The sequence below is a fragment of the Sinomicrobium halophytocola genome, from assembly GCF_052983395.1.
In genome coordinates this window covers 230,102-254,154 of sequence record NZ_JBRKIT010000028.1, presented here as the reverse complement: position 1 = coordinate 254,154, position 24,053 = coordinate 230,102, and the positions used below count along the sequence as shown (strand labels likewise).

The window sequence follows — 24,053 nt, the reverse complement described above, 5'->3', positions numbered from 1 at the left end:
ATGTGCTTTCTTTCAAGTTTTAGCTTTAACCTTGGATGATGCGACCTCGTTTAATTTATCTTTATTAGTTTAAAAAATTCTTTACCCTCTAAATTATTAGCACCAAAGTCAGATTTACATACACGAAAACCGTCTGTTGTTTTTTGAATTGGACATTCACCAACGTCAGTTAATTCGAGTTTAGAATTTTCTACATCAGGGTTAATTGCAATATTAAAATACCTGCCCTCGGCTCTAACGCTTGGATACAAAATTCCATCAAACTGTTTATGTTTTGAGACAAATTCAGAAAAAATTGCAGAAATCATATAATCATAATCACTTAATATTTCAGCTTTTGAAAATTCGTTTGCTAAGAATGTTCCGTAAGTTAAACTCTTATCTTTTATATTTTTATCTGCTACTTGATTAACAAAATGACTATATGCTATTGTTAATTCATTTAACAGTTCGTTCGATTCTTTATATTTTTCTTCTTGGATAATAGCCAGTACATTTAATTGTTCCCCTTTTTTTACTCGCCATCTTCCAAAAGATATTTTTTGGGTTTCTTCTATGTTTAATCCATTGTGAAAAAGTTCACAAAAAACAGAAAGTCGCATACCTTGTATTTCATTAGTTGTAATGTTGCTTATATCTTTTGTGTTTGAAACGACTCCATAAAACATTGTGTTATCTGGTGTACTCGCTCTTTGATAGGTTTTGTTACAACTCTGAGGCTTAAAAGAATAGTCCGATTTATTTTCAAACCTTTCTGTAGGTTTGTTTGGTCGTCCTCTCATTATTAGTGTTCCTTCTTTGAAATGAACAACAATATCGCATAATGTACCAACTTTTCTCATCAATCCCTGAATTTCGGTTTTGGGGTATTTTGAATTGTCCAAGTCTTGTAATTGACTGATGATTTCTTCTATTTCAGGTGTTTTACTCATTTATTGAAGTGATTTTTTAATTGATTTCAGAAGATTAAATTTTGAAACTTGGTTTTTACACTGACGCACAACACCCAAATATACGCAATTCACTACATCCAATCCATAACAAATACGATTCCTGAAAACATGCCCATATTATAAGGGTTTATGACTCTTTAACATATTCATCATTTCATATAATAGTTCATTATTTTGTATATCAAATTTTGCTTGACCAATATAAATTCATTCCTAAAATAAATTTTACGGCTTTCCACAATACACAAAAAAATCCCGACCCCTGTAAAAAACAAAAGCCGGGAACCGGTCCACAGAAAACCAAAAAACAAGGAAAGATCAACAAATAAAAATCATAGCCAAAATCGCCATGACAATAGCCCCGGCTATCATGCCAAACAAAAAGCAAGTAGAAGGCAAGCGGAGCCAATCCGTGGCCTTCAGGTGGTCGGTATTCGTATCAGGGTCTTTATGATAAAAACCTTTGCGCATACTAATCATTGGAAAACCCTATATGTTCTTCCAAAATCTCTTCCAGACATTCAATCTCTTCAAAAGGCAATAGCTGTAAGGCATGTTCCAGTGCGGTTTGTATATTGATATGCGGTTGGGGAATAAGGTCAGAAAATTTACCGTCGGCATATTCCAAAGCGATGATACATACTTTCATAATCCCGGCGACATCATAAAGCACATCTGCGGGACCATTGACCAGAAAGTCTGTTTTATAATAGAGTTTATCCGAGTTCGGGGATAATTTCTCTAACTTCATTTCTGCCAGTCTCTGGATTTTTTTCCTGATCTCATTGTTACCTTTGAGGGGTGTGGCCGGATTTTCCTCTTTCTTCTCCATTTCTTTTTTACATTTTCTCCATTTGGCGTTGAATAGTTTTTTGACAATAGTGAGTTGTTCTTCCGATTTTGCATGTATCTCATTGATTTGCTCCGGCGTAATATGATAATCCGAACCATAACGCACGCCTTTATAGGCATTGTCCAATAGCTGTAAAAGGGCTGTTTCTTCCGGGTGGAATAATGCGCCCAGTTCCGGGATAAATGCCCTGATGTACTTTTGATGATTTACAATACTATGACAAACCTTTTCTTTGCCTATGGCCAGCAACTCTGTAAGACGGTAGGCTAATTCTATCGATTGGTGCAGCATAAAGGCCGCTTGCACATGGTTTTGTTTTTCGATATAGAACAAAGCCCCTTCTTTAAAGTCGGTAGCTTTGGTGTATTCCTTTTGGAAACGGTCTTTGGCTACTTCGAGCGCTTTTTCCATATCCATACCTTCGGTTAGCGCTGGGAAATGTTGGCCGGGAATGTTGTATTCAAGGTTTTCCGATTTACAGGCATCAATAAAAAAGAGATTGCCTTCCCGTAGTTGCCGCTCGGCAAACGACAGGGCATAGATGCGAAACAAAACATCAGTATGTTCCTGGAACACCCGGTGTACCAATGGGGCCAGATCATCCGATAGTCCGGAGCTGCCTTCCTGCCAAAGTATGAGTAAAAGCGGCTTTTCTTCGCCTTTTACAGTTACTTTTGAAAGATAAACATATTGCACTTCCAAAAGGTTTACGATTTTATCGATGATTTGTGGTATGGATAATTTCATGGTTATGAATTTATCAGTTTGACGATCTTTGGTCTTGGCACAAGTGCTTTTACCTTTTCCCGGAATGCCATACGTTCCCATACCGTGCAGCCTTCCTGAGAGCATACTTTTTCGAAGCTATCCAGTCTGGAGACTAAAAAGGAAACCGTATCATGAGGAACATCTACTTCATCAATGTCAGTATATTTGCTGTTTATGCGTAGCAGTAAATACCTGACGTTAGTATAGCTTTTGGAAAAAATAGCCCATTCAAAATATCTTATGATGGCAATGGGCTCCTGGCTGAATATCAGTTTTTTGATCTCTTCACTTTCCATAGGTAGTGCTTTTAAGATTAATGAAAAGGTGTAGAGGTAGTAGAGATGTGAGTGTAGTATTTTAAAGAAAGGGAGGAAGGCCCTCCTCCCTTTCATACTACCCCAAAATAACAGGACAAAACTGCCCCGTTATGCTTTAACATGCGAAAAACTCCAAAGATGAAAAGTAGAAAGCGTTGCAGTAGAGAAGAAGAGTTACAACAAAATAAATAGGCGTGGAACTCATCTTATCAAGTAGAGGTACTGGCATACCCACACACGAATAAGTGAGCCCACGCCCGGGTCGTGAGCTACTTCACTTATGGTCTCGTGTGTATAAAAAGTGCCAGTTTTCTACTTGAGACTCTAAGCGAACAGCTTCTAATATTTTCTATAAGAAGTATCGCAAAAATATACTTTCAAAACCAAATATAGTAATTTTTTTGATTTTACGGGTTAATTCACCCGTAAAAGTTTGATAAAATCTTTAGAGATTGTTTTAAAATACTTTTCAAGTATGGATTCCGAGTTTAAAAAGAAAGATTTTTTGCAGTTATTTGGTAGACAAATAGATATAATTCGAACCAAAAAAGGATATAGCTATGATAAAATCGCCAAAGGATGTAAACTTGATGATAGTGATATAAGCAAATATGCGAAAGGGAGAGTTAATATTACGCTATCCACTATAATGGAGCTTGCTAAAGGTTTGGATGTGCACCCTAAAGAATTATTTGATTTTGACGTCCCCATTGATAATAAAGAATAGAGATTTATCATGTTTGGGATACCCCTTGGAAAGCCCTATGAACGGTTTTTTAGCCGGGACTTAGGAGGGCGATACACCAAAGCCCCCAAATCCTTACCGAACTAATACTATTTTGCGCGGTTATTTTTCTTCTCGTATCCATTTTTCATACTGTGTTCTCACTTCCGGATTGTCTTCCATAAAATAATGATAATGCCCTCTGATACGTTCGTATTTTTCCTCCCAATACTTTTTTTTGTTATGAAGATGTACACTATAAATTATAGAGGCTAACGTAAGTGCGTGTACCATAATAAAAGAAATCACCAACCAACGGGGAAGCCGGTAAGTACCCTTTACCGCTTTATACACCTCGGTTAAATTCTCGTCGTGACGGGACTGTATTTCTCGGTATTGTTCAAGATGCCCTTTCAGTAGGGATTCGACTTCCGTAGCATCCGCCTTGACTTTGATATCCCCGAGGTATTCCGACAGTTCTTCCAGGCGATCAATGGACTGGTTAAATCCGTGGATTTCTTCGGTTAACAGTTCTGCGATTTCTTCTAATTTTCCCATAACGTTTGTTTTTAATATCCCATTCCGAAACCTGTATCCATAGCCCTTTTGGCGACTTGTTTTGCCAGCTCTTTAGCAATTTTGACTGTAATGTTATTGCTTAGTTCGACAGCTTTGCCCATGAGACTTATCTGGTTATTCTGTACCAGTTTTTGACCGAACCCTTGGTTCTGGGAAATGGCCATGGCCAGTTTTCCCCCAGACATATCCCGGTGCACTTCGCTTCCCTTCAGGTTATAAGATTTGTACTGAAATCGGAACCCCTGTAACTGATTTTGCTTATTGATAGTCGGGATTACTGAAATCTGTTGTTGTTTCATTAACGTAATATATTGGTCAAAACTTTTCGGTTTGTGATGTTGCATTATGCTGTTATGTATCTGTTTAATCTCGTTCCGGATTTGTTTTAGGGATTGATCTTTACTTTGTTGTACTTCTTTGACCGTGGTAAGCTGTAATTGTTGTGCGGTTCTTTCGGCGGCTTTCTGACTGCGCTTACCGATATAGTTGTCTTTATAAGCCTTGCCCTGAAAGTCAATCCGATTCACATATAAATGAATATGGGTGTGGGCTTTGTCCCGGTGTACAAAAGCAATGGCTTGCCGCTTTCCCAATTCCATTTCTTTCATAAAGGTATCCGTGAGTTCTTCCAGATCTTCCCGGCTAAGCGTCCGGCCATCTTCAATAGTAGGACTAAGTACAAAACTCAGGGTATTCTTTTCACAGCGGGCATTCATGTCCTGTATCATTTTAAACTCTTTGGTGACTTCTTTCGGGTTATCCCCACAAAGGTTTTGGGTGTAGATGATTTCGGCATTTTTCTCCTGGTTCCATCCGTATTGTATGGAAGCCTGGGTATGTGCTATGGCTTGTCCTTTACCGATCATTTTTTAAAATTATACAGGTGTGTTTTTATCTCACGGGCTAACTGTGCCACTTCATCGGCCAGTTTAGGGTTTCGTTTGCGGAACATATTGGCAATACGTTTGAAGTTGTTGTGATACTGTACCAGCATTTTATAGGCACCCAACTGTTCTTCGGTTAACCGCTCTACGATCCGGTCTTCCATAACAGCCCTACGACAATAAGCGCTCATACTTAAACCCGCTCTTTTGGCTTTGACATACAGGAGTTTCTTTTCGTACTGTGAACAGCGAAATTTGATATAAGTACTTTTATTATGTCTGCTTTTTCTTCTCACTTTTCAAATGTAAAGTTGGTGCTATGAAACACAGTTTTTAAATCTTTTTAGCCAACGAAATGCCGAAGGCAGAAACCCTCTTTGCGACCTTCGGGAGCAAAGCGAGATTGTTTTTGTGGTAACAAAAACACATCTCGAAATTCCTACTCAGCCGGCTAATTTTTTTTGCTGTCTGCTTTCGTTTACGTCTCAGTTTCGATATAGAGCAATGTAATCTGCCAGGAGTAAAAACGGATTAGGAGGAACATATCAAACAAACCTGCGAATTGGTGAAGGTCTGTTTGATATGTCTGGCCAAATAGTAGTCAAGTTGTGATCAAAATTTTAAAGTAGTAGGGGAGCGGTTATCGCTGATTTCTAAGCGTATAGTTCATAGCCTCTTCCCGGATATCTTTTGCCGACTTTTTATGATTGCGTAATAACCAATTATCCAACTTTTCCTTATCGAAAAATATCATCTTATTGTTCGGTTTGGAGTGCGGAATATTTCCGGTAGAGGTCAGTTTGTACATATAGCTTCTGGATATACCTGTGTAATCACAAGCCTCTGTAAAGGTTAGTACGCTCTTACCTGTTGAAAGAAGTTTTTCAATTCTTTCAAGTCGTTCTGATAATTCTAAATTGTCCATTAGTCATAATTTTTAGATTAGTAATGAACAAAGGCCTTTGTTTTCTTTTTGTAGAATTCCTGAAAACAAAAGTATAGCATGAAATAACAGGGAGGATTAAAAACCAAAATAAACAAGTAAAAACAATTAAATCAAAGAGAGGGCCTATCGATACCCAATATTTTAGGAATATCAATGCTCTCTTTAGCATAAAGTATTTCTTCTTCTTTTAGACTGTTTTTGTGATCGTTGAAAGTATTATCCTTAAGAGCATTGATGCTCCGGTCATGGGAAATGATACTCTTGCTGTATATCTTTTTTACGTCCTCTTCATCCCAAATCCCGATATGGGCAATTTGAAAAAGAATTCTCCCGATGTCTATTTTTTTATTGGCCTCGGAGATCAGGCCACCATCTTCTATGTTTGCCAGGTTTAATTCTAAAAGATTTTTCAAGTCACTTTCCAGGGCATCAGAACCTTTTGGCGAACTAAACCATTTTTTCAGAAAATTTATCAGGATTTCCATTTGGCTTATGTTCAAAATGGAATCGGAGGTATTGGGGAGATCTACAGCTTCTTTAGTTTGCTTCTTTTTGTATTGCTTATAGCCTAATATGATAAAATAGCTAAAGAGGAAAAGTAGTAAAGCAAGTAACACAATGCTTCTCCACCATATAGACATAAAATTCAAGTTAAAAACACTATACCCCAGAAGAATCAGGGTTGATATAATCCAAATAACTATGAACTGTTTAGCCCTTCTGCTTGAAACGGAATTCATCCTTTTCTCTATCCGGTGTATTTTTTCATAAAAGGAATTAAACACATTATTAAATTTTAAGTTCAGGTATAATATTCGCTGCCTCCTTCATTTTGGTGTCTACAATTTTGGCATAAATCTCGGTAGTTCTCAATTCCCGATGGCCGAGGATTTTCGAAACGGTATAAATATCCGCCCCATGTTCCAGGAGCAGTACGGCACAGGTATGCCGGGCACTATGGAAAGTAATATGTTTGGTAATACCGGCTCTCATGCACCAGCGTAATATTTCCGCATTAAAATGAGCGCCGTATTTAAGTCCGGTAAATACTCGTTCACTTCCATTTCCACGTTTACCGAGCAAGTCTCTTGCCTGGTTGGAAATATAAAGATACTCCAAACCTTCGGTTTTTTTCTGCCTGAATACAATTCGGGAGCTGTCATCTTCATCCCGTATTTCGGACCAGGTTAATTTATTGATGTCACTCCACCTTAGCCCGGTAAGGCAGCTAAAAATAAATGCTGATTTCAAAACAGGGTATTTACATTTTGCCCTAGTTAAAGCCTGTAATTCGGAATAGGTAAGGTATTCCCTCTGAGATTCTCCCTGCTCAAAACCTTTAACGCTTTTGATAATATTTTTATCGAGATAATCTTCTTCAAAAGCGGTACGCAGGCAGGCTTTGAATTTATTGAAATAGGTGTATTTGGAATTCTGCGATAGGGGAGTGCCGCCTTTTGTTTTGGCTTTGGTGTTCAGATACCTTTTAAACCCCTTGACAAAATTTTCGTCTATATCTTCAAAGGTGATAGCTGGAGGACAGTATTTTTCGATATGCTTTAGAGCTGCATCCCAATTATCGTAGTTCCCCTTGCTTTCGTATCGTTCCTCCTTTAATCTGTCGTAATATTCCAGGAAGTTGGTCTTAGACTTCTTGGTGTTTTTAATGTTGAATTTGCCCTGGATATAATCTGCCTTTCTAAGCGTAAGAATCTGATTGGCGAGATCAAGGGTTTCCTGATTGTGTCTTTTTTCTCCGGGAGTTTTGGGGTCTTGATGTAGATAAAGTTTGAGATATTCAAAATCACGATTGTTTTTTTGAATACCATCTTTGTCGATAAAATAGCCTTTGTAATATTCCAGATACAAGCTGATTTTACCACTCTTGAGTTTTTTCCTTTTTAAAGTAATTTTCATATTGCAAGGTGTAAATTTTTACACCCCGTTATCAAAAATTATTGTAGAGGTGTAAATTTGGTGCAAAAAAGGTACGAAAATTAACTTTAGAAAAGAAACCTAAAGCCAAAATATTTTTTGTAATGTATTGATTTTGTTTGTGTTGATTGGACGTTTTTTGATATTGTTTGATGAATTTATTTCCCGATACAAAAATTAGCGAAAATATTCCCTAAAAGTTCATCATTCGTTACCTGCCCCGTAATCTCCCCGAAATGATATAATGCCTCACGGATATCGATAGCGAGCAGATCACCTGAAATGCCGGCTTGTATTCCATGTTGCACCTTCTGAATTTCTTCCAAAGCCTTGAGTAAGGCATCATAGTGGCGGCTGTTGGTCACAATGGTCTCGTTGTTGCGCAAGGCTCCCGTGTTTACAAATTCCAGCAGTTTGTCTTTCAGGGTTTCTATGCCCTCGTTTTGCCTGGCGGAGATAAACAGCAGGTTGTCGTATTCCAATCCCTTTGCAATTTCTTCTTTATTAGCCAGGTCTATTTTGTTGGCCAGGATAATAAGCGGTTTTTGTGGGAATTTGTTTTTGATCTTTTCGAGCTCTACGGTAATAGTCTTACTGTTTTCTGCGAAATGGGAGGCATCGAAAAGGTAAATGACCACCTGAGCTTGCGTGATCTTTTCAAAAGTCTTTTTTATCCCTATGCTTTCCACCACATCTTCCGTTTCCCGGATTCCGGCCGTATCGATAAAGCGGAAGCCGATACCGTTTATCACCATTTCATCCTCAATGGTATCGCGGGTAGTCCCGGCGATGTCGCTGACAATGGCCCTTTCTTCATTGAGCAGGGCATTGAGCAAGGTGGATTTTCCCACGTTGGGAGCCCCTACAATAGCTACGGGGATACCATTCTTAATGACATTGCCTACGGCAAACGAATCGATCAGCCGTTTCAGGACCAGTTTTATACGCTGCAGTAATTCTTCGAACCGGCTGCGGTCCGCAAACTCTACGTCTTCTTCGGCAAAATCGAGTTCTAGTTCTATGAGGGAAGCAAAGTCCAGGAGTTCCTGACGAAGTTTTTCGATTTCCCCGGAAAATCCGCCGCGCATCTGCTGTATAGCTACCTGGTGCGAGGCTTCGTTGTCTGAAGCGATAAGGTCGGCCACGGCTTCGGCCTGGCTGAGGTCGAGTTTTCCGTTCAGGAACGCGCGGAGTGTAAATTCCCCGGCATTGGCCATACGGCAGCCGTTTCGTAAAAAAAGTTGGATGATCTCCCTTTGGATATAAGGCGAACCGTGACAGGAGATCTCCACCACGTTTTCCCCGGTATAGGAATGGGGGCCTTTGAAAATGCTGACCAATACTTCGTCCAGTACTTTAGGGCCGTCCGTAATATGCCCCAGGTGAATGGTATGGCTCTTTTGTCCGGACAGTTTTTTCCCTTTTACGGACCGGAATTTTTCATCCGCGATACGGATGGCATCTTTTCCGGAAAGCCGGAGGACCGCAATGGCTCCGGCACCGCTGGGGGTGGCTAAGGCTATGATCGTATCGTTTGGCAACATGGCTTTTTCTTTGATGCAAAAGTATTTAAAATTAGCCAATTTGCCGTACTGCCGTTTTTTCGTTTTGAACATCGTAAAAAACCGGAAAATTGTATATGTCATAAATGAAGGGGCTATAAATTTGCTTTTTTTAAATCTTAATCTGTTATGTCTAAAAATGCTTCTGTTTATTCCGGTTCGGATGCCGGAGTGGAAAAAACGGTTTTTCCCGTATTGTTCGCCCTGAGTTTTTCGCATATGATGAACGATACCCTGCAATCTCTTATTCCTTCCATTTATCCGTTGGTGAAGGAATCTTTTAAACTGAGTTTTGCCCAGGTAGGGCTTATTACACTTACTTTTCAGCTCACGGCTTCACTACTGCAGCCCCTGGTAGGACTATATACCGACAAGTACCCGAAGCCGTATTCCCTGGCCATAGGGATGGGGTTTACCCTGATCGGGCTTGTAGTCCTTTCTATGGCTTCTCATTTCGGAATGGTACTGCTGGCAGTGGGACTTATAGGAATGGGGTCGTCCGTATTTCACCCGGAAGCTTCACGTATTGCCCATATGGCATCGGGAGGAAGACATGGTATGGCACAGTCTCTTTTCCAGGTAGGAGGGAATGCCGGGAGTTCCATGGGGCCGTTGCTGGCCGCGATGATCATAGTGCCGTTCGGGCAGTTTTCGGTGATCTGGTTTTCCCTGGCAGCTTTACTGGCCATTGTTGTATTGTCCCGTGTAGGACAATGGTACAAGAACAACCTGCACCGGTTCTCCGCTAAAAAGAAAAGAACGAATGATCAGGCCCTGGGGCATCGCTTATCGAAAAAACAGGTAACCTGGTCTATTGTGGTATTACTTTTTCTTATTTTCTCGAAGTATATCTACATGACCAGTCTTACCAGCTATTATACGTTTTACCTGATGGATAAATTCGATGTGTCCGTACAGGGCTCACAGGTATATTTGTTTGTATTCCTCTTTGCCATAGCTGCCGGTACGTTTTTCGGTGGGCCGCTCGGTGACCGTTTCGGACGAAAATATGTCATCTGGTTCAGTATACTCGGGATAGCACCCTTTACACTTATGCTCCCTTATATGAACCTGTTCTGGACAGGAGCGCTTACCGTACTCATCGGGCTGATATTGTCTTCGGCTTTTTCGGCTATACTGGTCTATGCCCAGGAACTCATTCCGGGTAAAGTAGGGATGGTGTCCGGACTGTTTTTCGGTTTTGCTTTCGGTATAGCGGGGATAGGTTCGGCCGTACTTGGTGATATTGCCGATGCCACCAGTATCGGTTACGTATTTAAAATGTGTTCTTTCCTGCCGTTGCTGGGATTGCTCACGGTATTCCTGCCCTCTGAGAAAAAGAAAAGGGTAGAAGTGTAGAGATTATATATTATAAAAAGTCCCGGCTGTTTACAACAAAGCAGCCGGGACTTTTTTATTAGTTCAAGTCGAGGGGCAAAAAGCCCCGCAATTTTGCAGCACTTTAATAGTGCGAAAAAATTATGGTTTGGTGCCTAAATTAATTGGTTATTAAGTAGTGTCTCGTACAGGTATAGTCTAAATAACTGAATAACCCAATAACCAACAACTAAAGAGTTATTTTTATCAAAAACCTCTGCACCTTTCAATGCAGGGTGGTTTAGTACGATCTGTATTTATGACCTCTAAGAAACTGTATTCAGGTAGTCCAATACATTTTTCTCAATACGCGCTTCGATATTACTGATGTCGGCACGTTGGAAAGCTTCTCCTGTGATCTGCTCATAGAGCTCAATATAACGCTCAGATACGGAATGGATATATTCGTCTGTCATCTCGGGTATCTGTTGCCCTTCCTTTCCCTGGAAACCGTTTTCAATCAACCACTGGCGAACGAACTCTTTAGATAGCTGTTTCTGTTTTTCTCCCTTATCCTGGCGTTCCTGGTAACCATCGGCGTAAAAGTAACGGGAAGAATCCGGGGTGTGTATTTCGTCGATCAAGACGATCTTACCGTCTGCCGTTTTTCCGAATTCGTATTTGGTATCTACAAGGATAAGCCCCTGTTCGACTGCAATTTCGGTCCCGCGTTGAAAGAGTGCCCTGGTGTAAGCTTCCAGGTGGGAATAATCTCCTTCCGAAACGATACCTTTTTTCAGGATATCTTCTCTCGAAATATCTTCGTCATGGGCACCGTTGTCGGCCTTGGTGGAAGGGGTAATAATAGGCTTCGGAAACTTGTCATTTTCCTTCATTCCCTCCGGCATGGAGACACCGCATAAAAGACGTTTTCCGGCATGGTATTCCCTTGCGGCATGTCCGGAAAGGTAACCGCGGATCACCATTTCCACTTTAAACGGAGTGCACTTATGGCCAACCGCTACATTAGGATCGGGAGTCGCGATGAGCCAGTTCGGTACGATGTCTTCCGTAGCATTCATCATTTTGGTAGCGATCTGGTTCAGTATCTGCCCTTTGTAGGGGATCCCCCTGGGCATAACCACGTCAAAGGCCGAAAGCCTGTCCGTAGCTATCATAACCAAAAGATCGTTATTTACGGTATATACTTCGCGGACCTTGCCTTTATAGACATTTTTCTGTCCCGGAAAATTGTAGTCGGTAGCAGTTATGGTATTGTTACTCATGTTATGACAATCGGATTTTGCCGCAAATATACGGGAAAAGTTCATTAGTCCGGGGCTTCGATACACCCTTTGCTTCGCTCGGGCACTCAGCCGCCTTTGCTTATGCTTTTTGTAGTTGTTTATGTTTTTTTCGCCCTTTCAAATATATCCGGACTGCACAGAGGTGGTTGAGTGGCGGCCTTCAGGCCGTTGTATCGAAACCACCGTATCAACTATTAGTATGTTCGATCTCCTTGTAAGCCTCAATAATATTTTTCACCAGCCTGTGGCGTATCACGTCTTTATCATCCAGGTAAACCATGCCGATACCGTTGATATCTTTCAGGACGAGTAAGGCTTCTTTAAGTCCGGAGATCACTCTTCTGGGCAGGTCTATTTGTCCCGGGTCGCCGGTAATCATGAACTTGGCGTTTTTCCCCATACGGGTGAGGAACATTTTCATTTGGGCATGGGTAGTGTTCTGGGCCTCATCGAGAATAACAAAAGCATTGTCCAGCGTACGGCCTCGCATAAAGGCCATGGGGGCAATTTGTATGATGCCGGTTTCGATGTAGTTCTGCAATTTTTCCGAGGGGATCATATCGCGCAGGGCGTCATAGAGCGGTTGCATGTACGGGTCCAGTTTTTCCTTGAGGTCCCCCGGCAAAAAACCGAGGTTTTCCCCGGCTTCCACGGCGGGCCTTGTGAGGATGATGCGTTTCACCTGTTTTTCTTTAAGCGCTTTTACCGCCAGGGCCACCCCGGTATAGGTTTTCCCGGTACCGGCCGGGCCTATGGCAAAGACCATGTCGTTATTTTTCATCATGTCTACCAGGCGCTGCTGGTTCACGGTCTGGGCCTTAATAAGCCTGCCGTTTACCCCGTGAAGCAAGACCTGGGCATTTTCGAGCATGGGCGACTCATAAACTTCTTTATCATCGCTCGTAAGGATGCGCTCTATGGTATTTTCGTCGAGTTTGTTGTATTTTCCGAAATACATAACCAGCATGTCCAGGCGTTTGTCAAATTCTTCCAGCAGTTCTTCGTCGCCATAAGCCTTTATTTTGTTGCCCCGTGCTACGATCTTTAATTTCGGGAAATACTTTTTGAGCAGTTCGATGTTGATATTTTGTTCGCCGAAGAATTCTCTCGGGCTGATCTCGGTAAGTTCTACTATTATTTCGTTCAAAAGCTGTTGGGTTTGATTAATCTTTATGTTTACTTTCCGGGAGAAGGACCCTGTCGCCACAGAGTGATCCCTATACCGGGGTTCTGCTTCTCAAAACGATGGTTATTCTTCTATAAAGATACTACAAAAAAGTGTGCTTTGCCATATGGTTTATCCCCTACTTTTTTAGTACGTTTGTGCTTCATATACCCCTTAAAGAGATAAAAGCATAACAAGATTATTTTCTTGCTAATTTACACAAAAAAAGCGTCGGTACTATTCTATGGCTATAATAAGTTTAACTACGGATTTCGGGGAGAAAGACCACTTTGCAGGGGCCATCAAAGGAGCTATTTACAGCGAGACCGAAGACGTGAAAATTGTGGATATATCGCATTCCGTGAGTCCGTTTAATGTACAGGAAGCTGCGTATGTACTTAAAAATGCCTATACAAATTTTCCGAAAGGAAGTGTTCATATTTACGGTGTGGATTCCGAGCGCAATCCGGAGAACCGGCATATAGCCGTGTTACTTGACGATCATTATTTTGTCGGGGCCGATAACGGCGTGGTGTCGCTTGTGGCAGGGGAAAGGAAGCCGGATAAGATCGTGGAGATAAATATTTATAACGACCTGGATACCATTTTCCCTTCTATGGACGTTTTTGTTAAGGTGGCATGTCACATAGCAAGGGGAGGGACCCTGGAAGTAGTGGGGAAACCCATAACCGAACTGAAATCCCTGAAAACCTTTATCCCGATCGTTAATACCGAGCAGGACGTGGTGACCGGACATGTGATTTATGTGGACAATTACGGGAATGTAGTGACCAATATTTCCAGGCAGTTGTTTGAAAATATCAGGAAGGGAAGGGATTTTGAATTGTATGCCCGGAATTACCGGTTTGAAAAAATATATAACAAATACAGCGATATCGTCAATTTTACCGTGGAAAAGCCCAAACGGGACGATGACGGCCGGCGGCTGGCGGTATTTAATTCGGCAGGCTATGTGGAACTGGCCATTTACCGCAGTAACCTCGAAACCGTAGGAGGGGCGTCCAGCCTTCTCGGACTGAGTTACCGGGATGTGGTGACGATACGGTTTTTATAACACTGTTGGATCGTGGTATTCTTTTTGCATAATTGGAAGAGAAAATATATACCGGAAAAATTAGTAACTTGCATAAAAATAAAGGATTATGGGAAGTTTAGCAATGTCAAATAAAATCTTGGATAAGTACTTCAGGTATTTGGAAGAGCTGGATAATAAAGCAAAAAAAAGATTGATTGCCAGGCTGACCAGATCTTTAAAATCCGATTCCGGAAAAAAGACAGATCTTCATACTTTTTTCGGAGCATGGGAAGATGACAGGGATTCTGATACCATTATTGACGACATCAGGACTTCGCGGATAGAAAAGAAAGATACGGAAAATTTATAATGAAATACCTTCTGGACACCAACATATGTATTCATTTTTTTCGGGGTAAATTCAATCTTATTCAAAAACTGGAGGATATAGGTTTGGAAAATTGTGCTATCTCCGAAATAACGTTAGCAGAACTTGTCTTTGGAGCAGAAAATAGTCCGAACCCTCAAAAAAATTACAAGCTAATCGAAAGATTTTCCGAACGCGTAACGGTTTTACCTCTCTTTAACGCTATTTATGTTTATGGAAAGGAAAAAGTAAGATTAAGAAAAAAAGGAAGGATGATAAGTGATTTTGATTTATTAATTGCATCTACAGCAATTGCTAATGATTTAATCATGGTTACGGAAAATATACGGGAATTTGACAGAGTAGAGGAGATCCAGATTGAAAACTGGATAAAAAGATAAAATTTTCCGCAGATAAGTTAAATCATGTTCGCAATATTTAAAAAAGAAATAACCTCATTTTTTGCTTCTCCCGTAGGATACCTGGTCATTGCCATATTCCTGGTGCTGAACGGACTGTTCCTGTGGGTGTTTGACGGGGAGTACAATATACCGGACTCCGGTTTTGCCGATCTTACCGCATTCTTTCAACTCGCGCCCTGGATACTGCTGTTCCTTATTCCGGCGGTGACGATGAAAAGCTTTTCCGATGAAAAAAAACTGGGGACGCTGGAGCTTTTGTTTACCCGGCCTTTACATGCCTGGCAGATTGTCCTTGGGAAATATTCCGGGGCATTTATCCTGGTCGTTATTGCCTTGCTTCCCACCTTGCTTTATGTGCTTACGGTGTGGAAACTGGGGAACCCGGAAGGCAATCTGGATACTGGAAGCACCCTCGGGTCTTATTTCGGGCTGCTTTTCCTGGTACTGTCTTATACGGCAATAGGTATTTTTGCCTCAATCCTGTCCGAAAACCAGATTGTGGCTTTCCTGGTTTCCGTATTTGTGTGTTTCCTCTTTTATTACGGTTTTGAGGGACTCTATGTATTAGGTTTGGGAGAAAGTGTTTCGGCCCTGGGAATGAAAGCCCATTTCGACAGCATAAGCCGGGGTGTCCTGGATACACGCGATATCCTGTATTTCCTGTCCGTCGCTTTCTTTTTTCTGTTTGTCACCACGATCAAACTGAAAAGCAGTCGAGACTGATGACAAAGGTTAAGGAGATATCGATATAAAAAAATAATAATCTCTCCCCCTCCGGGGTGAGATGCCACAGGCGGAGGAGGTGTACTCCGACAGCATACATTTAAATGAACAAAAAAAACAGTTTACATATAATCGGAATTTTAGCGCTGCTCATAGCGCTGCATTACCTTTCTTCGGCATTCTACGGCAGGTTCGATCTTACGCACGATAAGCGCTATACGCTTTCCCAAGCGTCGTTAAAGCCCCTGGAAAAGGTAGAGGGGCCGATTTTTATCGATGTTTTCCTCGGAGGAGACCTTCCGCCGCAATTCCGTAAGCTACGGGATGAGACCAGGCAGATCCTCGAAGAATTTACAGCAGGGAACAGAAATATCCAGTTCAACTTTGTCGACCCGCTGGAGGATGAAGAAAATTCCGAAGCGATTATAAACGAATTACAGTCCATAGGCCTTACACCGTTGAATTTTTCTGAGGAAAAAGGGGGGAAGGTCTCCAGTGAAATACTTTTCCCCTGGGCGCTGGCCAATTACGGGGACCGTAGTATCCGGGTGCCCCTCCTCAAAAATAAGCTCGGGGCTACGGATGAAGAACGTGTGAAGAACTCGGTCCAGCAATTGGAATACGTATTTGCCGATGCTTTTGCCAAACTGACCATCACGAATAAACAAAACATAGCAGTACTGAAAGGCAACGGTGAACTGGACGATATTTACATGGCCGACTTTCTCACCACGCTTCGCGATTATTACAACCTGGCACCTTTTACACTTGATTCGGTAGCCACTTCCCCGGAAAAGACACTCAGGGAACTGAAAAAGTACGATATGATACTGGTGGCTAAGCCTACGGATGCCTTTTCGGATGAAGAAAAAGCGGTATTGGACCAGTATATAGTGCACGGTGGAAAATCCCTTTGGCTGATAGACCAGGTGAATGCGGAAATGGACAGTCTGTACAACGAATCGGGAAGGACCTTTGCCCTTCCGAGAGACCTGAACCTGGGTGATATGTTCTTTTCTTACGGGGTGCGGATAAACCCGGTATTGATCAACGACCTGTATTTTACCCAGATCGTTATGGCAACGGGAGAAGGCAATGCTTCACGCTACGACCCTTATCCGTGGTATTATGCGCCTATGGTGATCTCTAAAGACAGTCATCCCATAAATAACAATATAGAGGCACTTCGGTTTGATTTTGCCAATGCCATAGACACGTTAAAAAACAATATTAAAAAAACGATATTACTCAGCAGTTCGCCCTTGTCCAAAACTGTTGCAACACCTGTGGGGATAGACCTGGATATTATTACCAGGGAACCGGACAAAACAAGCTATAATAACGGAAACCAACCGATGGCTGTTTTGCTGGAAGGAAAATTCAATTCCGTATATAAGAATCGGGTAAAGCCCCTCGATCTGGAAGATAACCGGGAAGAAGGAGAGGAGACCGGAATGATCGTTATTTCGGATGGAGACCTTATAAAAAATCAACTGAACAATGGCCGCCCGTTGGAGCTCGGGTATGATAAATGGACGAATAACTTTTACGGGAACAAGGAATTTCTGAAGAACTGTATTAACTTCCTGCTGGATGAAAACGGACTGATCTACATCCGAAGTAAAGAAGTAACCATTCCATTCCTCGATAAAGAAAAAGTGGCAGCAGAAGATATGTTCTGGAAAACGATAAATCTCGGATTACCCCTTGTTCTCCTGGCGGGGTCTGGTATCGTATTTACATATGTCCGAAAGCGGAGATATTCCCGGGTAAATCCAGCTTCGTAGTCGATTTTACGAAGTATACGATAAATGCTGAAAACAAATATCTTTAACGAGATGTTTTGCTATTGGTGAGCAGGGATACCATAACATACAGCAATATGATCACCGGAATGGCAGCAAACCGGATAATGGCCAGTAACAGGACACAGAGCACCAGGAAAATATACTTCACCGCATTTTCTTTAAATCCCCAGGTCTTGAATTTTAAAGCGAACAGTTTAACCGGGGCATTTAGCATATAGCAACTCAGAAAGGTAATGCCTATAAGCACCCAGGTATTGCGGATAACGGAGACGGTCATGTCATTTCCCTGGTAGGCCAGGATAAGGGGGAGCGAAAGAATAAACAGGGTGTTGGCCGGTGTCGGTAGTCCTGTAAATGAGGTTTGCTGATCGTCATCGATATTGAATTTGGCGAGCCTGTAGGCAGATGCAAGTGGAATAAGCAAGCCCAGGAAAGGGATAAATCCCATCGGGGTGGAAAGATCTATACTTATTCCCTGTCCCCACGAACCCGGATCCAGGCTCAGTTGCAGGAGGTGGTACATAACAATACCAGGTACCACACCGCTGGTAACCATATCCGCAAGAGAATCCAGTTGCAGGCCTATGTCGCTTTGCACCTGTAGTTTCCTCGCCGCAAAGCCGTCAAAAAAATCGAAAAAGATACCGAGAAATACAAAAAAGGCAGCGATTTCCGTATGGCCAATCACAGCAAGTATCACGGCTATGGTACCGCAAAACAGGTTGAGTAAAGTGAGTATGTTTGGAATATGTTTCTTCATCAGGTAGAAAGTTTCGGTAAAAATACAAGTTTAGTATAAATATTCTTAGTGTATGACAAAATTAGATTTTGGCACTATTTGTCGGAAAATCCTGCGGAATTAAATTTTGTCATATACTCTAATAAATATTCATAGCATTTAATAAGAAGTTTAAACGAGTTCACTAATTGAATGTAAAAGTAATTAGCATTACTTAATACGGATTTCGTTAAACTTTGGTAACTTGCTCGTTCAATAGCAAAAGGTTCGTACCGGACCGGAAATACAGTAAAGATGACAAAAAATAATTTTCTTCTGGCCTTGTCTTCTGGCCTGTTACTGGCAGCCGGGTGGCCTGTGAACGGTATTCCCGTACTGCTGTTCGTAGCCTTTGTGCCGTTATTGCTGGCGGAAAAAAATATCCGTACTTCCGATGTCCGGAGAAAAGGGCTTAAAGTATTTGGTCATGCTTATCTGACCTTTGTTATATGGAATGCCATAACTACCTGGTGGATATGGTATTCTACAGGTTTTGGAATGACTTTTGCTATTCTGGTCAATTCCCTGCTGATGACCCTGGTCTTCTGGATATTCCACCTGGTAGCACGGAAACTGCCACCTAAGATACACCTGGTGTTTCTCCCGGCCATGTGGATGGCCTTTGAAAAGTTTCATCTCAACTGGGATTTTTCCTGGCCCTGGCTCAATCTCGGCAACGGTTTTTCCGAATATCCCACCTGGATACAGTGGTATGAATATACCGGGACTTTCGGGGGCAGCCTGTGGATATGGATCGTAAACATAGGGGTATTTAAAGCGGCTACGCATTTTATGCAAACAAAAAACCGGAAAATCCTGGGCCGGCAAATTGCTAAAAATATACTGGTGATCGCCATTCCCGTTATTATTTCGCTCTTTATTTACGGCAACTACGAGATGTCGGAGAAAAAGACTGATATCGTGGTTTTACAGCCCAATGTAGATCCGTATAGCGAGAAATACGGAGTGAAAAATGAAGTGGTAGCCAGGAACCTGACGGAATTGGCGAAAGGTTTTGTCGATAAAAGGACCGACTACCTTATCGCTCCGGAAACGACACTTTCGGAAGGGACGGACATAGACGGGTTTAAACGATCCGGGAGCAAAGCCATATTGCAGCAGATGTCTATACGGTACCCAGGGTTGCATATCATCACCGGGGCAGATTTTTACCGCCGTTACGGGGAGGGTGAAAGGCCGACACCAACAGCGAATAAAATCGGGGGGGGCGGATGGTTTGATGCGTATAATGCTGCCGTACAGATCGATAATACTGACAGTCTTCAGTTTTATATCAAATCGAAATTGGTGGTAGGTGTGGAGAATCTCCCTTTTAAAAATGTTCTGGAGCCGCTTTTGGGAAATATAATGATCGACCTGGGAGGCACCATAGCTTCCCGGGGAGTACAGGAAGAACGTTCCGTATTTACTTCGGAAAACGGAACGGCCGCGCCTATTATCTGCTATGAATCCATTTACGGCGAATTTGTTACGGGTTATGTGAATAAAGGTGCAGATTTTCTGGCGATCATTACCAATGATGGCTGGTGGAGTAATTCACAGGGACATAAACAGCACCTTAGTTACGCGCGATTACGTGCCATAGAAATCCGGAGAAGTGTGGCCCGGAGTGCCAATACGGGAATTTCCGCTTTTATAAACCCCAGGGGAGAAGTACTGCAAACCCTGCCTTATGAAACGAAAGGGGCACTCCGCGATGAAGTGCCCCTTAACGATGAAATTACTTTTTATGTAAAGTATGGCGATTATATAGCCAGGCTTTCCGTTATGGTTTCTGTTTTGCTGATACTTTATGCCCTTGGTAAGAAGAAAACAAAAACCATTTGACCGCCTTGCTTTACATCAGTTTTTCCTGACACTTCCGGATACTGATTTTCCTGCGGAAACAGAGTGTGGGTTACCGGAATAACGGATGTCTCCGCCACTGCTGGCACTGGCTACGAGATCTTTGGTCACGTACAGGTAGACGTCTCCACCGCTACTCGCTTTCGCATCGCATTTTGCTACCTCCAGGTTGCCCGCTTTTATGGAGCTTCCGCTGCTGGCACTGGCATGCATGGAGTTAGCCCGGCCTTTAATACGGATATCCGCACCACTGCTGGTATCGCAGGAAATATGATCTGCTTCCGTTTCCAGGCGGATGGCGCTTCCGCTTGAAGATTTGAGTTCCAGTTTATTTGCTTTCAGCAGGTCTTCCACAAAAATATCGGCACCACTGGATGAGGCAATGGCCTCAACCTCCGGAACGCTTACATATACTTTTTTGGATTTGGATGTACCTATGTTCTTATCCGTATATATATGCAGTTTGTCATCTTTTACCTCGGTACGGATAATGTCCAGCAGGTTCTCATCTGCTTCCACGGTTATGGAATGGGCCTGATTCTGCCGGATATAGACATCAAGGCCGTTACTTGCCTGGATGGAGGTAAATCCCCCCGAAACGGAGGATGTTCTTTTTTCGGTTTGTACGTTGCCGTTCCCGGATACTCCTACAATACCGAACTGGCAGGAGGACAGTAAAAAGGAGAGAGCTGCTGCAATTAGAAATTTGACGATTGTGGTCATAACGTTTCGTTTTTTGGTTGATAGATGAATTATTTAATGGATGGTTTTCTGTTGTTATTTCTGATACAAAACTGTAATATTCTTCATTGTCTTTATAAAATTTATAGCCGAGTTGTGCTTTTTGGTTGATGAACTGTTATACTACAGTATCTTTTTTATTTCCTGCTTTGATTCGGATTCCCCCTTTATCTATCTTCATTTTAAAATTATCCCCGTTCTCATCTTTGATATCAATATCGATACCGTTGGAATCTATCCGGATCCTTTCGTCTTCATCAAGGCCAGTTTTTTCTTCGTCCTGTATTTCCGGTTCCTCACAGTCTTGACAGAGAAGTTCCTCTTTTCCTATTTTCCAGTAATGTTCCGGAATGTCATAACTGGAGTATCCCATATTGTTGGTATTTCTGTATCCCAGTTTTCTGCGCAGGGAAGAAGTAGGATAAACAACGGTACCTTCGGGTAAGGACAGCGTAACTTCTACTTCCTGTTCCCTGTACTTGTTTGCGTAATCCGTAAGCAGGTAATCCGGGAAGTACAGTGTATTGTTTTTCAGGGAAAAGTCGTACTCTATTTCTGCCGCCTTTTCCCTGGCTTTCTCATAACTGCTGCTCTCCGCGCTTTTGTGAATTTTTACCCGCCCGAGGGAATCTTCCGAGGTGGCAAAATTGATCTTGATATCTTCCAGGTAGAGTTTTTTGTGACCGTTGTTAACAACAATGTCAAAGTGATCGTTATAATACCTGTCATCCCAGGAGTCGTAACTTTCCGCTTCTACCCACAGCGTGTCGGGCACGGGGGAGGAGAGTTGCCGGGTTTCCGTAGAACTTGCGGTAAATGCCTTTTCCGTCGCCTGTTTGATGCCCATTACCGTGAGCCCGATCACAGAGATAAGCCAGAGGGCGAGCAGCACGTATTTGGCCGTATTTCCTATGGATTTCAGGTTGTTTACCAGTATTTTCAACCCGAGAAGGAACAGGAAGAAAAACGGTATCCCGATAGCAAAGAAAGTAAACAACGACACCAGCCAAACCGGGATCCCGGTAGTGTTTAACACTTCGATATAATGTGTCCACGGCCCTTCTATGAAACCTACGGAACCAACGGTAAACAGCCCGATGAACAGTCCTATTATAGTGGTTGCGGCACATATGATAAGGATAATACCTATAAACTTGGCAAACACATTGACCAGTATCGTCATCACATCTCCCATGAAGTCAAAGAAAGTCCTGGAACTGGACTTTACCTTATTGCCCATTTTTTTGTAATCTACATTCTTTACTTTTTCGGAAACTTCGTCAAAGCCTTCCCGTACCTTTTTCTCAATGTTGCTGATGTTCACCGGCTCACCTTTCATAGCCAGTTTCTGCGAGGTCGTGGAAGCCTCGGGTACCAGTATCCAAAGGAGAATATAGATGATTATACCGGAACCTACTCCCGCTACGACCAGCAATATCCATAAGAGGCGTATCCAAATGGCATCCACCCCGAGATAATGTCCCAGTCCGGAAGAAACCCCTCCGATATATTTATCATCCGGGTCACGGAAAAGTTTCTTGTTTGTTCTTTTATGGCTTTGCGATGCCGAGGAGGAAGATGATGATGAGGAAGTCTCCTGATCCGGTTGATCTTCAAAGATCTCATCATCCACAAGATAATCTTCCGGTTGTCCCATGATGGTGATCACTTCTTCGACTTCGGCCATGCCAACAACCTGTCTCTCATTCTGTATTTTTTCCGAGAAGAGTTCTGCTACACGCGCCTCGATGTCGGCAATGATCTCGTCACGGCCCTGCGAGTCGGTAAAGGAACGCTTAATAGCATCCAGGTAATCCCGGAGTTTTATATAGGCATCCTCGTCGATATGGAAGAAAAGTCCGCCCAGGTTTATATTTGTCGTCTTATTCATTGTCTGAGGTTTTTTGGCTTGTTACGATGGTTACTGCGTTGTGTAGTTCTTCCCAGGTGGAAGAGAGTTCGTTTAAAAACAATTTTCCTTTGTCGGTCAGGGCATAGTATTTACGCGGTGGTCCGGAAGTGGATTCCTCCCAGCGGTAATTCAGTAACCCTGCATTTTTTAGTCTTGTGAGTAGGGGATATATCGTTCCCTCTACCACAAGCATCTTAGCGTCTTTGAGAGTTTCCAGTATTTCGGAGGCATACTTGTCCCGGTCCCTGAGGATGGACAGGATACAGTATTCCAGAACTCCCTTCCGCATCTGCGCTTTTGTGTTTTCAATATTCATGAGTTCATAAATGCTTTAATTAACTGTTCGTTTTTTGATGATGTATGGTGATGATGAATGATGGATTTATTTAATGAAATTTATGGTTAACGGGTACTGGTATGCTATACCTTCATGGGCCCGCATGGCAGCGATGATGGTACATATCACATTGAACAGGAAGAGACATAGGCATAGTATGCCATACACTCCCCAAAGTACAAAATGCTCACTATGGTTAAAAATATTCCGAAAACCGGTATGGATATTAATAGTATCGAAGTCCGTAAAGGAATTGAAACCGATAAAATCCCACGTCGTGAAAAATGCCAGGGGTAATACCGCTATACCTAATACAATGCTGTAGAGTAATATGCTTACCTGAAAATTAACAGCCTGCTTACCGTGATGCTCCACAAAGGAAGATGTCTTTTTATTGGACATCCAAAGTACCAGCGGCAGCAAAAAATTTCCGAAAGGGACAAAGTACTTGGAAAAGGTAGAAGCATGTATAAGCGCTGCTACGTTTTTATGATTCTGAGTGATAGTCGATTCCATAACCTATTATTTTCTTATGCAAATATATATCTAAAAAAAGGTATTATGCAAAACATAGTACTGTAAATTAACATAATATTAACATTTGCAGTCATGTTGTAACCAGCTAATTTACCGGTTTTTATATGCTTTCTGCTCCGTTTACGCATGGTTTGGCTTAGGGGTAAGAGCCCGTGAACATTAGGTTTAACCTGCTTGTGGTTGATGATATATTTGTCTCGGGAATATTCCCGTAAC

Annotated in this window: 25 protein-coding genes; 8 read left to right on the top strand and 17 right to left on the bottom strand. The window is 42.1% G+C overall.

The genetic code is table 11. The features are described from left to right. Nucleotides 1-50 precede the first annotated feature (50 nt). The 3 genes from ACVBDY_RS12065 to ACVBDY_RS12055 form a co-directional block, all read right to left on the bottom strand. Nucleotides 51-932: an RES family NAD+ phosphorylase gene (locus ACVBDY_RS12065; RefSeq protein ID WP_447175737.1), complete on the bottom strand. Its 882-nt coding sequence runs from the start codon at nucleotides 930-932 to the stop codon at nucleotides 51-53. Between the two features lie 493 nt (nucleotides 933-1,425). Next, a complete protein-coding gene (locus ACVBDY_RS12060; RefSeq protein ID WP_447175736.1) occupies nucleotides 1,426-2,553 on the bottom strand; it encodes a HEPN domain-containing protein in 1,128 nt (375 codons plus the stop codon). Between the two features lie 2 nt (nucleotides 2,554-2,555). Next, nucleotides 2,556-2,870, bottom strand: a complete 315-nt coding sequence (locus ACVBDY_RS12055; RefSeq protein WP_447175735.1) for a hypothetical protein — start codon at nucleotides 2,868-2,870, stop codon at nucleotides 2,556-2,558. Nucleotides 2,871-3,366: 496 nt separating this feature from the next. On the opposite strand from ACVBDY_RS12055, the gene ACVBDY_RS12050 reads away from it, so the two are divergent. Further along, nucleotides 3,367-3,618 (top strand): helix-turn-helix domain-containing protein, encoded by a 252-nt coding sequence (locus tag ACVBDY_RS12050; protein ID WP_447175734.1) that lies wholly within the window; start codon nucleotides 3,367-3,369, stop codon nucleotides 3,616-3,618. 120 nt (nucleotides 3,619-3,738) lie between these two features. On the opposite strand, the gene ACVBDY_RS12045 is transcribed toward ACVBDY_RS12050, so the two are convergent. The 7 genes from ACVBDY_RS12045 to mnmE form a co-directional block, all read right to left on the bottom strand. Continuing rightward, complete coding sequence (locus tag ACVBDY_RS12045; RefSeq protein WP_447175733.1) at nucleotides 3,739-4,173, bottom strand: DUF6730 family protein; 435 nt, start codon at nucleotides 4,171-4,173, stop codon at nucleotides 3,739-3,741. Nucleotides 4,174-4,184: 11 nt separating this feature from the next. After that, nucleotides 4,185-5,060: a relaxase/mobilization nuclease domain-containing protein gene (locus ACVBDY_RS12040; RefSeq protein ID WP_447175732.1), complete on the bottom strand. Its 876-nt coding sequence runs from the start codon at nucleotides 5,058-5,060 to the stop codon at nucleotides 4,185-4,187. After that, complete coding sequence (gene mbpA / locus ACVBDY_RS12035) at nucleotides 5,057-5,374, bottom strand: mobilization protein MbpA (protein ID WP_447175731.1); 318 nt, start codon at nucleotides 5,372-5,374, stop codon at nucleotides 5,057-5,059. The genes ACVBDY_RS12040 and mbpA overlap by 4 nt, the downstream gene beginning before the upstream one ends. Nucleotides 5,375-5,718: 344 nt before the next feature. After that, nucleotides 5,719-6,003 (bottom strand): helix-turn-helix domain-containing protein, encoded by a 285-nt coding sequence (locus tag ACVBDY_RS12030; RefSeq protein WP_447175730.1) that lies wholly within the window; start codon nucleotides 6,001-6,003, stop codon nucleotides 5,719-5,721. 131 nt (nucleotides 6,004-6,134) lie between these two features. After that, nucleotides 6,135-6,665 carry a hypothetical protein gene (locus ACVBDY_RS12025; protein WP_447175729.1) on the bottom strand — a complete coding sequence of 177 codons (531 nt, stop codon included), beginning with the start codon at nucleotides 6,663-6,665 and terminating at the stop codon, nucleotides 6,135-6,137. 148 nt (nucleotides 6,666-6,813) lie between these two features. After that, complete coding sequence (locus ACVBDY_RS12020; RefSeq protein ID WP_447175728.1) at nucleotides 6,814-7,941, bottom strand: phage integrase SAM-like domain-containing protein; 1,128 nt, start codon at nucleotides 7,939-7,941, stop codon at nucleotides 6,814-6,816. Nucleotides 7,942-8,117: 176 nt separating this feature from the next. After that, on the bottom strand, nucleotides 8,118-9,503 hold the full coding sequence (mnmE, locus tag ACVBDY_RS12015; RefSeq protein WP_447175795.1) for a tRNA uridine-5-carboxymethylaminomethyl(34) synthesis GTPase MnmE: 1,386 nt from the start codon (nucleotides 9,501-9,503) through the stop codon (nucleotides 8,118-8,120). Nucleotides 9,504-9,650: 147 nt separating this feature from the next. On the opposite strand from mnmE, the gene ACVBDY_RS12010 reads away from it, so the two are divergent. Beyond that, nucleotides 9,651-10,880: an MFS transporter gene (locus tag ACVBDY_RS12010; RefSeq protein ID WP_447175727.1), complete on the top strand. Its 1,230-nt coding sequence runs from the start codon at nucleotides 9,651-9,653 to the stop codon at nucleotides 10,878-10,880. A gap of 284 nt (nucleotides 10,881-11,164) precedes the next feature. Here the strand turns inward: ACVBDY_RS12010 and ACVBDY_RS12005 are convergent, their stop codons facing one another. Together ACVBDY_RS12005 and ACVBDY_RS12000 are read right to left on the bottom strand one after the other, a co-directional pair. Continuing rightward, nucleotides 11,165-12,124, bottom strand: coding sequence for a phosphoribosylaminoimidazolesuccinocarboxamide synthase (locus ACVBDY_RS12005; protein WP_447175726.1), 960 nt, complete (start codon nucleotides 12,122-12,124; stop codon nucleotides 11,165-11,167). Nucleotides 12,125-12,332: 208 nt separating this feature from the next. Next, on the bottom strand, nucleotides 12,333-13,292 hold the full coding sequence (locus ACVBDY_RS12000) for a PhoH family protein (protein WP_447175725.1): 960 nt from the start codon (nucleotides 13,290-13,292) through the stop codon (nucleotides 12,333-12,335). Nucleotides 13,293-13,554: 262 nt separating this feature from the next. Between ACVBDY_RS12000 and ACVBDY_RS11995 the strand changes: the two genes are divergently transcribed. From ACVBDY_RS11995 to gldG, 5 genes are all read left to right on the top strand, one after another. Continuing rightward, a complete protein-coding gene (locus ACVBDY_RS11995) occupies nucleotides 13,555-14,385 on the top strand; it encodes an SAM hydrolase/SAM-dependent halogenase family protein (protein ID WP_447175724.1) in 831 nt (276 codons plus the stop codon). Nucleotides 14,386-14,473: 88 nt separating this feature from the next. Next, entirely contained in the window at nucleotides 14,474-14,716 is a 243-nt protein-coding gene (locus ACVBDY_RS11990) for a hypothetical protein (RefSeq protein WP_447175723.1), read from the top strand. Then, nucleotides 14,716-15,114: a type II toxin-antitoxin system VapC family toxin gene (locus tag ACVBDY_RS11985; RefSeq protein WP_447175722.1), complete on the top strand. Its 399-nt coding sequence runs from the start codon at nucleotides 14,716-14,718 to the stop codon at nucleotides 15,112-15,114. The genes ACVBDY_RS11990 and ACVBDY_RS11985 overlap by 1 nt, the downstream gene beginning before the upstream one ends. Before the next feature lie 24 nt (nucleotides 15,115-15,138). After that, nucleotides 15,139-15,858 (top strand): gliding motility-associated ABC transporter permease subunit GldF, encoded by a 720-nt coding sequence (gldF, locus tag ACVBDY_RS11980; protein WP_447175721.1) that lies wholly within the window; start codon nucleotides 15,139-15,141, stop codon nucleotides 15,856-15,858. 104 nt (nucleotides 15,859-15,962) lie between these two features. Further along, nucleotides 15,963-17,645, top strand: a complete 1,683-nt coding sequence (gene gldG, locus ACVBDY_RS11975; protein WP_447175720.1) for a gliding motility-associated ABC transporter substrate-binding protein GldG — start codon at nucleotides 15,963-15,965, stop codon at nucleotides 17,643-17,645. 43 nt (nucleotides 17,646-17,688) lie between these two features. On the opposite strand, the gene ACVBDY_RS11970 is transcribed toward gldG, so the two are convergent. Further along, nucleotides 17,689-18,426 (bottom strand): CDP-alcohol phosphatidyltransferase family protein, encoded by a 738-nt coding sequence (locus tag ACVBDY_RS11970; RefSeq protein WP_447175719.1) that lies wholly within the window; start codon nucleotides 18,424-18,426, stop codon nucleotides 17,689-17,691. A 273-nt stretch (nucleotides 18,427-18,699) separates the two neighbouring features. Here ACVBDY_RS11970 and lnt point away from each other — a divergent pair, with 273 nt between their 5' ends. Continuing rightward, nucleotides 18,700-20,292, top strand: coding sequence for an apolipoprotein N-acyltransferase (gene lnt / locus ACVBDY_RS11965; protein WP_447175718.1), 1,593 nt, complete (start codon nucleotides 18,700-18,702; stop codon nucleotides 20,290-20,292). Between the two features lie 15 nt (nucleotides 20,293-20,307). Here the strand turns inward: lnt and ACVBDY_RS11960 are convergent, their stop codons facing one another. The 4 genes from ACVBDY_RS11960 to ACVBDY_RS11945 all read right to left on the bottom strand — a co-directional run bounded on the left by ACVBDY_RS11960 (nucleotide 20,308) and on the right by ACVBDY_RS11945 (nucleotide 23,816). Beyond that, a complete protein-coding gene (locus ACVBDY_RS11960; RefSeq protein ID WP_447175717.1) occupies nucleotides 20,308-21,033 on the bottom strand; it encodes a head GIN domain-containing protein in 726 nt (241 codons plus the stop codon). 136 nt (nucleotides 21,034-21,169) lie between these two features. After that, nucleotides 21,170-22,942 carry a PspC domain-containing protein gene (locus ACVBDY_RS11955; protein WP_447175716.1) on the bottom strand — a complete coding sequence of 591 codons (1,773 nt, stop codon included), beginning with the start codon at nucleotides 22,940-22,942 and terminating at the stop codon, nucleotides 21,170-21,172. After that, the gene (locus tag ACVBDY_RS11950) at nucleotides 22,935-23,279 is read right to left on the bottom strand and encodes a PadR family transcriptional regulator (protein WP_447175715.1); all 345 of its coding nucleotides are present in this window, start codon (nucleotides 23,277-23,279) and stop codon (nucleotides 22,935-22,937) included. Before ACVBDY_RS11950 ends, ACVBDY_RS11955 begins: the two co-directional genes overlap by 8 nt. A gap of 66 nt (nucleotides 23,280-23,345) precedes the next feature. After that, complete coding sequence (locus ACVBDY_RS11945) at nucleotides 23,346-23,816, bottom strand: DUF4870 domain-containing protein (protein ID WP_447175714.1); 471 nt, start codon at nucleotides 23,814-23,816, stop codon at nucleotides 23,346-23,348. Between the last annotated feature and the right edge of the window lie 237 nt (nucleotides 23,817-24,053).

Coding starts and splice junctions, on each gene's coding strand:
- ACVBDY_RS12065 (WP_447175737.1), bottom strand. CDS start 932: ATGAGTAAAACACCTGAAATAGAAGAAATCATCAGTCAATTACAAGAC.
- ACVBDY_RS12060 (WP_447175736.1), bottom strand. CDS start 2,553: ATGAAATTATCCATACCACAAATCATCGATAAAATCGTAAACCTTTTG.
- ACVBDY_RS12055 (WP_447175735.1), bottom strand. CDS start 2,870: ATGGAAAGTGAAGAGATCAAAAAACTGATATTCAGCCAGGAGCCCATT.
- ACVBDY_RS12050 (WP_447175734.1), top strand. CDS start 3,367: ATGGATTCCGAGTTTAAAAAGAAAGATTTTTTGCAGTTATTTGGTAGA.
- ACVBDY_RS12045 (WP_447175733.1), bottom strand. CDS start 4,173: ATGGGAAAATTAGAAGAAATCGCAGAACTGTTAACCGAAGAAATCCAC.
- ACVBDY_RS12040 (WP_447175732.1), bottom strand. CDS start 5,060: ATGATCGGTAAAGGACAAGCCATAGCACATACCCAGGCTTCCATACAA.
- ACVBDY_RS12030 (WP_447175730.1), bottom strand. CDS start 6,003: ATGGACAATTTAGAATTATCAGAACGACTTGAAAGAATTGAAAAACTT.
- ACVBDY_RS12025 (WP_447175729.1), bottom strand. CDS start 6,665: ATGTCTATATGGTGGAGAAGCATTGTGTTACTTGCTTTACTACTTTTC.
- ACVBDY_RS12020 (WP_447175728.1), bottom strand. CDS start 7,941: ATGAAAATTACTTTAAAAAGGAAAAAACTCAAGAGTGGTAAAATCAGC.
- mnmE (WP_447175795.1), bottom strand. CDS start 9,503: ATGTTGCCAAACGATACGATCATAGCCTTAGCCACCCCCAGCGGTGCC.
- ACVBDY_RS12010 (WP_447175727.1), top strand. CDS start 9,651: ATGTCTAAAAATGCTTCTGTTTATTCCGGTTCGGATGCCGGAGTGGAA.
- ACVBDY_RS12005 (WP_447175726.1), bottom strand. CDS start 12,124: ATGAGTAACAATACCATAACTGCTACCGACTACAATTTTCCGGGACAG.
- ACVBDY_RS11995 (WP_447175724.1), top strand. CDS start 13,555: ATGGCTATAATAAGTTTAACTACGGATTTCGGGGAGAAAGACCACTTT.
- ACVBDY_RS11990 (WP_447175723.1), top strand. CDS start 14,474: ATGGGAAGTTTAGCAATGTCAAATAAAATCTTGGATAAGTACTTCAGG.
- ACVBDY_RS11985 (WP_447175722.1), top strand. CDS start 14,716: ATGAAATACCTTCTGGACACCAACATATGTATTCATTTTTTTCGGGGT.
- gldF (WP_447175721.1), top strand. CDS start 15,139: ATGTTCGCAATATTTAAAAAAGAAATAACCTCATTTTTTGCTTCTCCC.
- gldG (WP_447175720.1), top strand. CDS start 15,963: ATGAACAAAAAAAACAGTTTACATATAATCGGAATTTTAGCGCTGCTC.
- ACVBDY_RS11970 (WP_447175719.1), bottom strand. CDS start 18,426: ATGAAGAAACATATTCCAAACATACTCACTTTACTCAACCTGTTTTGC.
- lnt (WP_447175718.1), top strand. CDS start 18,700: ATGACAAAAAATAATTTTCTTCTGGCCTTGTCTTCTGGCCTGTTACTG.
- ACVBDY_RS11960 (WP_447175717.1), bottom strand. CDS start 21,033: ATGACCACAATCGTCAAATTTCTAATTGCAGCAGCTCTCTCCTTTTTA.
- ACVBDY_RS11955 (WP_447175716.1), bottom strand. CDS start 22,942: ATGAATAAGACGACAAATATAAACCTGGGCGGACTTTTCTTCCATATC.
- ACVBDY_RS11950 (WP_447175715.1), bottom strand. CDS start 23,279: ATGAATATTGAAAACACAAAAGCGCAGATGCGGAAGGGAGTTCTGGAA.
- ACVBDY_RS11945 (WP_447175714.1), bottom strand. CDS start 23,816: ATGGAATCGACTATCACTCAGAATCATAAAAACGTAGCAGCGCTTATA.